Consider the following 12,764-nt stretch of genomic DNA (forward strand, 5'->3'; position numbering starts at 1 on the left):
TGGGTAAGCCACAGAAGCCATGGCAAGCCACAAAGCCAGGAACACCACAGGATTTTTGCAACAACTAAGGATGGTTCGTGATGAAAATCGAAAACAAAAAACAACCCAGACCGACAGGTCGCGTGTTTCTGCTCAAGACCCTCAATCGCGCCATGCTCTGCGCACTGGCGACCTTGGGCACGGCCCAGGCGGCGCCTTATGTCGAGGGCGGCAGGGCGGGTGAGCCGGACAGCTGGCGCAGCAGCGAATTCAACGCCGAATGGGGCTTGGGTGCGATCAACGCGCAGCAGGCCTACGCCGCCGGGTACACCGGCAAGGGCGTCAAGCTGGGGATCTTCGACCAGCCGGTCTATGCGGCGCACCCCGAGTTCTCCGGCACTGACAAGGTCGTGACCTTGGTCACCAGCGGCATCCGCGAATACACCGACCCCTACATCCCGGTGAAAGCCGGCGATCCGTTTCGCTACGACGGCTCGCCGACCGTCGGCTCGGACGGCAAGCTGGGCTCCCATGGCACCCACGTCGGTGGGATCGCGGCCGGCAGTCGCGATGGCAGCCCGATGCACGGCGTGGCGTTCGATGCGCAGATCATCAGCGCCGACAACGGCGACCCGGGCCCCGAGGATGGCATCATCCGGGGCAACGATGGCGCGGTGTACAAGGCGGGCTGGGACGCGTTGATCGCCAGCGGCGCACGGATCATCAACAACAGCTGGGGTATTGGTATCACCGACCGCTTCGACCAGGGCGGCCGCGATCCGGCGTTCCCGCACTTCACCGTGCAGGATGCGCAGCTGCAATTCGATCAGATCCAGCCGTTGCTAGGCACCAAGCCCGGCGGTGCCTACGAAGGGGCCATCGCCGCGGTTCGCAGCGGGATCGTGACGATTTTCGCCGCCGGCAACGACTACAACCTCAATAACCCCGATGCCATCGCAGGCCTGGCGTATTTCGTCCCGGACATCGCGCCAAACTGGCTCACCGTGGCGGCGCTGCAAGTCAACCCGGACACCGCCAACCCCGATCCGTACACCATCAGTACCTTCTCGTCGCGCTGCGGCTACACCGCCAGTTTCTGCGTGTCGGCACCGGGCACCCGGGTCTACAGCGCGGTGATCGGCGGCACCGGGGCCGACGATCTGACCGTGGGCTACGCCAACAAGAGCGGCACCTCCATGGCCGCGCCCCATGTCGCCGGCAGCGTGGCGGTGTTGATGGAGCGTTTCCCCTACATGACCGGTGCCCAAGTCGCCAGCGTGCTGCGCACCACCGCCACCGACATGGGCGCGCCGGGCGTCGATTCGTTGTATGGCTGGGGCATGATCAACCTGGGCAAGGCCATCAACGGCCCATCGATGCTGGTGACCGAACAGGACATTCCCGAGGAGTTTCGCATCGATGACGCCTACGGTTCAGGTCAGTTCGTGGCGGACCTGCCGGGCATCGGCGCGATCATCGATGCCGGAAAACCCACGGAGCGGGTGTGCAGCGGCATCCAATGCGGCCTGGACGTTTGGCGCAACGACATCGCCGGCCACGGCGGGTTGACCAAGGAAGGCATCGGCACCCTGGTGCTCACCGGCGAAAACACCTACAGCGGCCCGACCCTGGTCAATCAAGGACGACTGGCGATCAATGGTTCGCTGGTATCGGCCGTGACGGTCAACGACGGCGGCGTCCTGGGCGGCAACGGCCGGATCGCCAGCCTGACCGCCAACCGCGGCGGCAGCGTGGCGCCGGGCAACTCCATCGGCACCTTGCAGGTGGCCGGCGACGTGACGTTCCAACCCGGTTCGAACTACGCGGTGGAAGTCTCGCCCAGTTCCAGCGACCTGATCGTGGCTGGCGGCAAGGCGTCCATTGACGGGGCGACGGTGTCGCTGTCCCTGGAAAACAGCCCGACGCTGCTTACGGCCGGCGAAGTGAAAAGCCTGCTGGGTAGACAGTTCAACATCCTGCAGGCTGCCGGTGGCATTGATGGGCGTTTTGCCGAAGTGTTGCCCAACTACGCCTTCCTGGGGGGCGACCTGGCGTACGGCGCCAGCGGCATCCAACTGGCGGTCCAGCGTAACGACGCGTCATTTGCCAGCCTTGGCCTGACGCCCAACCAGCGCTCCGTGGCCACTGCCGCCGAGCAACTGGGCGCGGGCAACGGGCTGTACGAGGCGTTGTTGCTGGCACCCAGCGCCGCCGTGGCACAACAAGCGTTCCAGCAGTTGTCCGGCGAAATCCACCCGGCCATCGGCACGCAATTGATCAACGACAGCCGCCATTTGCGTGACGCCGTGGGCGATCGTCTGCGCCAGGACGCGCTCTACGACGCCGGTACGCCAACCGATACCAGCAGCAATGCCTGGTTCAAGGTGCTGGGCGCTTGGGGCAAGAACGAGGGTGGGCATGATAGCGCCGGCACGACCAGCTCCATCGGCGGCTTGCTGGCCGGTGTCGATGGGCTGATCAGTGAGCGGACGCGACTGGGTTTCGTCACCGGCTACAGCGACAGTTCGCTGGGCATGGGCGACGGCACCCATTCCTCGGCCAAGGCTGACAGCTATCACCTGGGTGTCTATCTGGGGCATGAGATCGATGCGCTGCGCCTGACCGTCGGCGGCGCCCACAGCTGGCACCGCATCGACGTCAAGCGCGACCTGCAATGGGGCGACGTCAGTGGCCGGGAGAAAGCCAAGCGTGATGCGCGGACCACCCAACTCTTCACTGAAGCGGCGTACCGCCTCGATGTGCAACCGGTGGCCCTGGAGCCGTTCGCCAACCTGGCCTATGTGCATCTGGATAGCGACAGCTTCCATGAGAAAGGCGACAACGCGGCCCTGCACGGTGATGACGACCGGCGCGATGCAGTGCTTTCGACTCTGGGCATACGGGCCAGCCACACCCTGGCGCTGTCGGATCAACAGCAACTGCAGCTGGCCGGCTCCATCGGCTGGCAGCACAACCTGAGCAGCACCTCGTCCGAACAGGATTTGGCCTTCGCCGGCAGCAGCAACACCTTCGCTGTGCAGAGCGTGTCGATGGACCGCAACGCCGCCGTGATCGGCGCCCGTGCCGGGCTCGCCGTCGCCAAGGATGTGCGGGTCAACCTGGACTACAACGGCCTGCTCGGCGCCCGGGATAAAACCCACGGCGTGGGCTTGACCCTGGATTGGCAGTTCTGACCAAGAGAAGGCGTTGAACAGGCACTTCTGCAGAAGGAGGGGCTGAACAGGTCCCTCTGTGGCGAGGGAGCTTGCTCCCGCTGGGGTGCGAAGCACCCCCAAACAGGCTGACCGGATCAACCTGGCACACCGCGACAACCGTGTTGGGGCTGCTGCGCAGCCCAGCGGGAGCAAGCTCCCTCGCCACAATGATCCTCCATCAGATGGTTTTAGCATTCCAACAACAAAAAGAGAGCAACCACCATGGGTATCTACGACTACAAGAACTTCGGCACTACCGAATCCAAGGCACTGGTCAGCGACGCAATGGCGATCATGCTGTATTCCTACCACAACCTCGACCACGGCTTTGCCGCCGGGTACCAGCACAACGGCTTCGGTGCAGGCCTGCCGGCGACCCTGGTCACCGCGCTATTGGGGGGCGCTGATTCCCAAGGGGTGATTCCCGGCGTGCCGTGGAATCCCGATTCGGAAAAACTCGCCCTGGAAGCCGTTCAGAAAGCCGGTTGGACACCCATCAGCGCCGAGCAACTGGGCTACGCCGGCAAGGTGGATGCTCGCGGGACGTTCTTTGGCGAAAAGGCCGGCTACACCACCGCGCAGGTCGAGATCCTTGGCAAGTACGACGCAACGGGGCAGTTGCAGGAAATCGGCGTGTCGTTTCGCGGCACCAGTGGCCCTCGGGAAAACCTGATTGGCGATTCCATTGGCGACGTGATCAACGACCTGATGGCCGCGCTGGGCCCCAAGGATTATGCGAAAAACTACGCCGGCGAAGCCTTTGGCAGCCTGCTGGAGGACGTCGCGAAGTTTGCCCAGGCCCATGGGCTCACGGGCGCGGACGTGCTGGTCAGCGGCCACAGCCTGGGTGGGCTGGCGGTCAACAGCCTGGCGGACTTGAGCACCCAGCAATGGTCAGGCTTCTATGCCGATGCCAATTACATCGCCTACGCCTCGCCGACCCAGAGCAGTACCGACAAGGTCTTGAACATCGGCTACGAGAACGATCCGGTGTTCCGCGCCCTGGACGGCTCGACGTTCAACCTCGCCTCGGTGGGTGTGCACGATGGGCAACAGGAATCCGCCACCAACAACATCGTCAGTTTCAATGACCACTACGCTTCGGCGGCCTGGAACGTGTTGCCGTTTTCCATCCTCAACATCCCCACCTGGGTTTCCCACCTGCCCAGCGGCTACAGCGATGGCCTGGGCCGGATCATGAACTCGGCGTTCTACGACCTCACCGAAAAAGACTCCACCCTCATTGTCGCCAACCTGTCGGACCCTGCGCGCGCCAACACCTGGGTGCAGGACCTCAACCGCAACGCTGAAATCCACACCGGCAGCACGTTCATCATCGGCAGCGATAACAACGACCTGATCCAGGGCGGCCAGGGCAACGACTACCTGGAAGGTCGCGCCGGCAACGACACCTTTCGCGATGGCGGTGGCTACAACGTGATCGAGGGCGGGCAGGGCAGCAACAGTCTGCAGTTGCAGCAGTCGGTGAAGGATTTCAGTTTCGCCCATGACGGCGCCGGGACGCTGTACATGCGCGATGCCCATGGCGGGATCAGCGTCACCCGCGACATCGGCACCTTGGTCAGTAAAGAGTCCGGATTGTTCTGGGGGCTGCTCAAGGATGAGGTGAGCCACGGCGTCACCGCCAACGGCTTGGTGGCCGGCGCCAACCTGACGGCGTATGCGTCATCGGTCAAGGGCAGCGCGGCCAACGACACCCTGGTGGCGGGTGCGAAGGGGGACTGGCTGTTTGGCCTGGACGGCAACGACGTGCTGGTAGGTGGCGCGGGTCACGACACCTTTGTCGGCGGTGCGGGCAATGACCTGATGCAAGCGGGCGGTGGCGGTGACACCTTCCTGTTCAACGGCTCGTTCGGCCAGGACCGGATCACGGGGTATGAGGCAGGGGACAAACTGGTGTTCCTCGGTGTACCGGGCGCCGGGACAGGTCATGACGACAGCGAGTACCTGTCACAGGTGGGCAATGACACGCTGCTCAAGGTCGGTGATAGTTCCGTGACCCTGGTGGGGGTTGGTCTCGGTCAGGTTGGTGGCGACGGGATCGTGTTCGCTTGATACCGCTATCGCGAGCAGGCTCGCTCCCACAGGTGATTTTGGGTGGTCATGAGGTTTGTGTTCACTGCGGCCCTTTGTGGGAGCGGGCTTGCTCGCGAAAGCGGTGTGTCAGTTGACGGTGATGTCGGATGTACAGGCCCCTTCGCGAGCAAGCCCGCTCCCACAGTGGATTATGGGTGTATGCAGCATTTGTGGTCACCACCAGACCTGTGGGAGCGAGCCTGCTCGCAAAAGCGGTGGGTCAGTTGACGGTGATGTTGGATGTACAGGCCCCTTCGCGAGCAGGCTCGCTCCCACAGGGGGGCGGGGGTATGCAGGATTTGTGTTCACCAGCGGCTCGTCTTGTGGGAGCGGGCTTGCTCGCGAAAGCGGTGTGTCAGTTGACGGTGATGTTGGATGTACAGGCCCCTTCGCGAGCAAGCCCGCTCCCACAGTGGATTATGGGTGGATGCAGCATTTGTGGTCACCACCAGACCTGTGGGAGCGAGCCTGCTCGCAAAGGCGGTGGGTCAGTTGACGGTGATGTTGGATGTACAGGCCCCTTCGCGAGCAGGCTCGCTCCCACAGGGGGGCGGGGGTATGCAGGATTTGTGTTCACCAGCGGCTCGTCTTGTGGGAGCGGGCTTGCTCGCGAAAGCGGTGTGTCAGTTGACGGTGATGTTGGATGTACAGGCCCCTTCGCGAGCAAGCCCGCTCCCACAGTGGCTTATGGGTGGATGCAGCATTTGTGGTCACCACCAGACCTGTGGGAGCGAGCCTGCTCGCGATGGCGGCCTACCAGGCGAATCACTGGAATCAGTCTTCCTTGCGAATGGTGGCCACATCATCGGCGCGGACCCGGACTTGTCTGCCGGAAATATCCTCGAACTCATAGAAACCATCGACGGTGCGGGTGTTGGGGGTGTCCTTGGTCAAATATTGGGTACCGTTCTGCAAAGTCACCACCGTGGGCGACGCGCAGCCAGCCAGCGCCATAAATGCCACGGCAACCAGGGGCAGGCCCACAAACTTCATGTTCATAACCATAACCTCTCAAATCCAAAGGACACGGAGCAGCTGATTCGACCGCGCCATCATCTTAGTCAACCGCCATTGGTCTCGCTTACCGTAGGAAAGTTCATCGCTAGCTGAAGGATTTCACCTTAAATATAGGAGACCGTTCATCTTTTGCGGTTGCCTGGCTGGTTTACAGCTGCTATCTGTATGCATAACCAGTACCTCGACATCCTTGGCGTTTCTTTCCGTGGCAGCCCGTTCTCTCGACGATCCGTTTTACTACCTGAACAACTTCCAGCAAGTGCTGGCGTGGTTGACCCAGCGTTATGCCGATGTGCTCAGCAGCGCAGAGCAGCGCTTCATCGACGATTTCGCGGCGTTACCCCGTGCCTCCCAAGGCTTGCTGGTGCGGATGGTGATGCGCAAAGGGTTACGGTTCCGTCATAACAAGCTCAACTACCCGGAAGTCGGCGACATTGGCGTCGCCGTCGAGCCATTGCTGGCGCTGGGTTGGGTCGAGGAACAGGCCCCGGTCGGGCTCGTCGAACTGTTCGAGGTGTTGCTCAAGGCGGAAATCCTCCAGTGCCTGGGCCACCTGATCGAGCACCCCAAGGGTAAAAAGACCGAATGGCTCCAGGCCCTGGAGGATCACTCCAGCCCACCTCAGCCGTTCCGTGCCTGGTGTCCGCAGCTCGATGATCGGCTGTACAGCCTGACGATCATGGACCTGTGCGACAGGCTGCGCTTGATGTTCTTTGGCAATCTTTACCAGGACTGGTCGGAATTCGTCCTGGCGGACCTGGGCATCTTCACCTACGAAACCGTCGAACTCAGCACCGAGTCACGGGGCTTGCGCAGCCGCGAAGACGTCGATGCCTGCCTGTTCCTGCACGACTGCCAACTGCGCTTCGAAGCCGGCGAGCCCATGGAAGAGATCGTCGCCCAGATCAACGAACTGTCCCTGGATAATCCGTGGCTGGAACGGCGCCGGGGCAAGTTGTTGTTCCAGATCGGCCAGCACGGCGAGCGCATCGGCGATTTTGCCTTGGCCTTGTGCATCTATCGCGATTGCACTTACCCAGGCGCGCGGCTGCGGATGGTCCGGGTGCTGGAGCGCATGGGCGAATACGCCTTGGCCCTTGAACTGGGTGAGGCGGCGGCGCAGGCACCGCAAAGCGCCGCCGAAACCCAGGCCTTGCTGCGGATCGTGCCTCGCCTGCGGCGCAAGCTGGGCGGCCCGCCAGTGCCACGGACAATCGCCCGGGAAGTGGAACGCCTGGACCTGCATCTGCCTCGCGTCGACCCAGGCTTGTCGGTGGAATACCACGCCCAGGCCCATCTGCATGACGAAACCGCACCGGTGCATTACGTCGAGAACAGCCTGATCAATTCGCTGTTCGGCCTGTTGTGCTGGCCGGCGATCTTCGCGCCGTTGCCGGGCGCGTTTTTCCATCCGTTCCAGCGCGGGCCGGTCGATCTGCTCAACGAGGACTTCCATGCCCGTCGCGCCGAGTTGTTCGCGGTCTGCCTGGCGGAGTTGGACGACGGTCGCTATCGACAGACCATCGGCCGCCGTTACGCCGAAAAGTGGGGCGTGCAATCGCCGTTCGTGTTCTGGGGCGCGTTGTCCGAACCGTTGCTGGAACAGGCCCTCGATTGCCTGCCGGCCGAACATCTCAAGCACTGGTTCCAGCGCCTGCTGCTGGACATCAAGGCCAACCGCGCCGGTATGCCGGACCTGATTCAGTTCTGGCCGCAGCTCAAGACCTACCGCATGATCGAAGTCAAAGGCCCCGGCGATCGCCTGCAAGACAACCAACTGCGCTGGCTGGAGTTCTGTCATGAGCACCAGATGCCCGTCGCTGTCTGTTATGTGCAATGGGCGGAGCCCGCTGTCGCGAGCGAGCTCGCTCCCACAAAGGGCGAACCATCCCAGGCCCCCTATGGAACTGAGCAACCACCCCAAATCTCCTGTGGGAGCGAGCTCGCTCGCGATGGGGCCGCATGATCCCGGCACCCAGTTACAGCATCGCCGTGCGGGCGCTATGTGAGTTCACCGCCAAGGTGGGCGACCTTGACCTGCGCTTCACACCCTCGCCGACCGCCCTGGAGGGCATCGCCGGCCATCGCACCGTGGCCTCGCGGCGCAGCGAGGGGTATCAGGCTGAAGTGGCCCTCGAAGGTCATTACCAGACACTGAAAGTCAAAGGCCGGGCCGACGGCTATGACCCGGCCCACCAGTGCCTTGAAGAAGTGAAGACCTACCGGGGCGACCTGAGCAAACAGCCGGCTAACCACCGCCAGTTGCATTGGGCCCAGGCAAAAATCTATGGCTGGCTGATGTGCCAGAAGCTGCAGTTGCCGCACATCGACGTGGCCCTGGTGTATTTCGACATCGTCAGCGAAAAGGAAACCCGCTTCGCGCAACGCTTCGAGGCACCACAGCTGCAAGCCTTTTTCGAGGAACAATGCGCGGCGTTCCTGGCCTGGGCCGAGCAGGAAATCGCCCATCGACAGGCGCGTAACCTCGGCGCCCAGGCGCTGGTATTTCCCCATGCGGGTTTCAGGCCGGGGCAACGGCACTTGGCCGAATCGGTATTCAAGGCGGTCAGCACCGGCCGCTGCCTGATGGCCCAGGCGCCCACCGGCATCGGCAAGACCGTTGGCACCTTGTTCCCGATGCTCAAGGCCCTGGCGCCGCAGCAATTGGACAAGGTCTACTTCCTCACGGCGAAAACCCCGGGACGCAAGCTGGCCCTGGACGCGGCGCGCGTGATCACCGACAGCGCGCCGTCGATGCCGTTGCGGGTGCTGGAAATGATCGCCCGGGACAAAGCCTGCGAACACCCGGACAAAGCCTGCCATGGCGAATCCTGCCCGCTGGCCCGCGGGTTTTATGACCGCCTGCCGGGCGCCCGGGCAGCGGCGAGTCGGGTCGCCATGCTCGATCAGGCGGCGTTGCGCGAGATTGCCCTGGCCCACGAGGTATGCCCGTATTACCTCAGCCAGGAAATGGCCCTTTGGACCGACGTGGTGGTCGCCGACTACAACTATTACTTCGACTTCAGTGCCTTGCTCTTTGGCCTGGCCCAGGCCAATAACTGGACCGTCGCGACCCTGGTGGACGAGGCCCATAACCTGGTGGAGCGCGGACGGCAGATGTACAGCGCGACCCTCGACCAGGCCACGCTGAGCGGTGTGCGCAAGACTGCCCCCGAAGCGCTGAAGAAATCCCTGGAACGGGTCAATCGCCAGTGGAACGCTTTGCATGCGCCCCAGGTGGCGGCCTACCAGGCCTATGAAAAACTTCCGGAAAAACTGCTCCAGGCCTTGGCCACCTGTACCACCGCCATTGGCGATTACCTCAACGATCATCCCCAGGGCCTGGACAGCGCACTGCAGGCGTTTTACTTCGACGCCTTGCAGTTCGGCCGGGTGGCAGAAACCTTCGACGAGCACTTCCTGTTCGACATCCACAAGCGTGAGCTCGGCCGCCAGCGCAGCCTGTCGACGCTGTGCCTGCGCAATGTGGTGCCGGCGGCGTTCCTGCGGCCCAGGCTGACGGCGGCCCGCAGCACCGTGCTGTTCTCGGCGACCCTGAGCCCTCGGCATTACTACGCGGATTTGCTGGGGACGCCAGGCGACACGGTGTGGATCGACGTGGAGTCGCCGTTCAAGGCCGAGCAGTTGGACGTACAGGTTGTCAGCCGTATTTCCACCCGTTTTGCCCATCGCCAGGCATCCCTGGAGCCGATCGTCACGTTGATGGCCCGCCAGTTCAGCGAGCGCCCGGGCAACTACCTGGCTTTTTTCAGCAGCTTCGATTACTTGCAGCAAGTGGCCGGGCTGTTTGCCGAGCGATACCCACGGATTGACCTCTGGACGCAATCGCGGGGCATGGGCGAAGCCCCTCGGCAGGCGTTTCTCGAGCGTTTCATGGAGCACAGCCAGGGCATTGGTTTTGCGGTGCTGGGCGGGGCGTTCGGGGAGGGCATCGACTTGCCGGGCTCACGCCTGATCGGCGCCTTCATTGCCACTTTGGGGCTGGCGCAGTTCAACCCGGTCAATGAGCAGATGAAACAGCGCATGGCGGCGATTTTTGGCGACGGCTATGACTACACTTATTTGTATCCGGGGCTGCAAAAAGTCGTACAGGCGGCCGGCCGGGTCATCCGTACCCAGCAGGATCGCGGGGTAGTGATGCTGATCGACGATCGGTTTGGCGAGGCCAGGGTGCAGCAACTGTTGCCGCGCTGGTGGTCGGTCACCCCGGAAACACACAAATTCCCCTGTGGGAGCGGGCTTGCTCGCGAAGGCGTCGGTGCATTTGGCGTCAATGTAGACTGACCCACCGCTTTCGCGAGCAAGCCCGCTCCCACAGGCAACGCTGTTCACTTAAGACGGCCTGGATCCCGTGGCGAGGGAGCTTGCTCCCGCCGGGCTGCGTAGCGGCCCCTTCACCTCCTAGGCTCAATAGTTTTTCCTAACGCCAGACTTGTTCCATAATCCGCAAAAAATCCACACGGATGCCCCGGCCAGATGCTCGAGAATGACCCAAAGACCCCGCTCATCAACGAGGAACAGCGTTTTCGCTTGCTCATCGACGCGGTAGTCGACTATGCCATCTACATGACCGACCCTTCGGGCATCATCACCAGCTGGAACTCCGGTGCCAGGCGTTTCAAGGGCTATGAGGAAGCCGAGATCCTTGGCCAGCATTTCTCCCGGTTCTACACCGACCCGGACCGCGCCGCCGGCCTGCCACAACGGGCGCTGGACACGGCTGTGCGCGAGGGACGTTTCGAAGGCGAGGGTTGGCGGGTGCGCAAGGACGGCACGCTGTTCTGGTCCCATGTGGTGATCGATCCGATCATCGACAGCCAGAGCGGCGCCTTGCTCGGCTTCGCCAAGATCACTCGCGACCTGACCGACCGCAAGATGGCCGAGGAAATCCTCAAGCAAAGCGAGCAGCAGTTTCGCCTGCTGGTGCAAAGCGTCACCGATTACGCCATCTACATGCTCGACCCGGAAGGCCAGGTCACCAACTGGAACCAGGGGGCACAGCGGATCAAGGGCTATCTGCCGGTGGAAGCCATCGGCCGGCACTTCTCGATGTTCTACACCCCCGAGGATCGCGACGCCGGCGAGCCACAGCGGGCGTTGAGCATCGCTGCCAGCGAAGGACGCTTCGAGAAAAAAGGCTGGCGGATGCGCAAGGATGGCACGCGCTTCATGGCCCACGTGGTCATCGATGCGATTCGCAGCGACACCGGCACGTTGCTGGGCTTTGCCAAGATCACCCGCGACATCACCGATGCCACCCAGGCCCAGCAGGCCCTTGAACAGGCCCGCGAGGCGTTGTTTCAATCCCAGAAACTGCAAGCCATCGGCCAGCTCACCGGAGGCATTGCCCATGATTTCAATAACCTGTTGACGGTGATCCTTGGCAATCTGGAAATCGTCCGCAAGCGCATGCCCAGCGAGCCGAAACTCACCCAATTGCTGGAAAACGCGACCCAGGGCGCGCTGCGCGGGGTTTCGCTGACCCAACGCATGCTGGCGTTTGCCCGTCGGCAGAAACTGACCTACGAATCGGTCGAACTGTCGGCCCTGGTGCAGGGCATCAGCGGATTGCTGCAAAGCTCCCTGGGCCCGTCGATCCACATCCAGACCCGTTTCGACGAGGCGCTGTCGCCGGTGCTGGCGGATGTCAACCAATTGGAACTGGCGATTCTCAACCTGGCGACCAATGCCCGGGACGCCATGCCCCATGGCGGCCAGATCATCATCGCCGCCGATGAACGGCAAGGGGCTGATGCCGCGCCGGACAAGCCGATGGCCCCCGGGCGCTACATTTGCCTGACGATAACCGATGAGGGCGAGGGCATGGATGAAGCCACGCTGGCTTCGGCCGTGGATCCGTTCTTCACCACCAAGGGCGTCGGCAAGGGCACCGGCCTCGGCTTGTCGATGGTGCATGGCTTGGCGGAACAGTTGGGTGGCCGCCTGACGCTCAAGAGCCAGAAAGGTGTCGGGACCACCGCCGAACTGTGGTTGCCAGTGGCCGGCGATTCGGCCCCTGGTAAAGCGGCGATCGAGGACGCGGCACCGCCGGTCCATGAATTGAAAGTGTTGGTGGTCGACGATGACAGCCTGGTGCTGACCAGCACGCGCCTGTTGATCGAAGACCTGGGGCACCGAGTCCTTTGCGCGCCGTCGGGGGCCCAGGCGCTGGAACTGTATGAGCGCAACCTGGACATCGACCTGGTGATCACCGACATGGCCATGCCGCAGATGGACGGCGCGCAGTTGGCGAAATTGTTGCGCGACCGCCAACCGACCCTGCCTATCATCCTGGCCACCGGTTATGCCGAACGCCTGGAAGGTTTCGCCGCGCAACTGCCTCGGTTGATCAAGCCGTTCAAGCAGATCGATTTGATGCAGATCATTGGGCAGACGATGAAATAGCCAGGAAGGTATTCGTCTCCAGTGGCGAGG

General features: G+C 62.7%; 6 protein-coding genes. 5 read left to right on the top strand and 1 reads right to left on the bottom strand.

All coding sequences use genetic code 11. The annotated features are described in order from the left end of the window. The first annotated feature begins 152 nt into the window (after positions 1–152). Positions 153–3,173 (top strand): autotransporter domain-containing protein, encoded by a 3,021-nt coding sequence (locus J3P88_RS16040; protein ID WP_434576486.1) that lies wholly within the window; start codon positions 153–155, stop codon positions 3,171–3,173. A gap of 243 nt (positions 3,174–3,416) precedes the next feature. Next, the gene (locus tag J3P88_RS16045) at positions 3,417–5,270 is read left to right on the top strand and encodes a polyurethane esterase (RefSeq protein ID WP_434570154.1); all 1,854 of its coding nucleotides are present in this window, start codon (positions 3,417–3,419) and stop codon (positions 5,268–5,270) included. A 795-nt stretch (positions 5,271–6,065) separates the two neighbouring features. Here the strand turns inward: J3P88_RS16045 and J3P88_RS16050 are convergent. After that, a complete protein-coding gene (locus J3P88_RS16050) occupies positions 6,066–6,290 on the bottom strand; it encodes a YgdI/YgdR family lipoprotein (protein WP_186706770.1) in 225 nt (74 codons plus the stop codon). A gap of 223 nt (positions 6,291–6,513) precedes the next feature. On the opposite strand from J3P88_RS16050, the gene J3P88_RS16055 reads away from it, so the two are divergent. From J3P88_RS16055 to J3P88_RS16065, 3 genes are all read left to right on the top strand, one after another. Further along, the gene (locus J3P88_RS16055; protein ID WP_434570157.1) at positions 6,514–8,274 is read left to right on the top strand and encodes a VRR-NUC domain-containing protein; all 1,761 of its coding nucleotides are present in this window, start codon (positions 6,514–6,516) and stop codon (positions 8,272–8,274) included. Then, entirely contained in the window at positions 8,271–10,613 is a 2,343-nt protein-coding gene (locus J3P88_RS16060) for an ATP-dependent DNA helicase (RefSeq protein WP_434570159.1), read from the top strand. The genes J3P88_RS16055 and J3P88_RS16060 overlap by 4 nt, the downstream gene beginning before the upstream one ends. A gap of 192 nt (positions 10,614–10,805) precedes the next feature. Continuing rightward, a complete protein-coding gene (locus J3P88_RS16065; protein WP_434570161.1) occupies positions 10,806–12,734 on the top strand; it encodes a PAS domain S-box protein in 1,929 nt (642 codons plus the stop codon). The last annotated feature ends 30 nt before the right edge of the window (positions 12,735–12,764 follow it).

Source organism: Pseudomonas sp. Z3-6, from assembly GCF_051131985.1.
Taxonomy (GTDB): domain Bacteria; phylum Pseudomonadota; class Gammaproteobacteria; order Pseudomonadales; family Pseudomonadaceae; genus Aquipseudomonas; species Aquipseudomonas zanjanensis.

What these genes read in the sequence shown, in the direction of transcription:
- J3P88_RS16040 (WP_434576486.1), top strand. Translation starts at nt 153, where the DNA reads ATGCTCTGCGCACTGGCGACCTTGGGCACGGCCCAGGCGGCGCCTTAT.
- J3P88_RS16045 (WP_434570154.1), top strand. Translation starts at nt 3,417, where the DNA reads ATGGGTATCTACGACTACAAGAACTTCGGCACTACCGAATCCAAGGCA.
- J3P88_RS16050 (WP_186706770.1), bottom strand. Translation starts at nt 6,290, where the DNA reads ATGAACATGAAGTTTGTGGGCCTGCCCCTGGTTGCCGTGGCATTTATG.
- J3P88_RS16060 (WP_434570159.1), top strand. Translation starts at nt 8,271, where the DNA reads ATGATCCCGGCACCCAGTTACAGCATCGCCGTGCGGGCGCTATGTGAG.
- J3P88_RS16065 (WP_434570161.1), top strand. Translation starts at nt 10,806, where the DNA reads ATGCTCGAGAATGACCCAAAGACCCCGCTCATCAACGAGGAACAGCGT.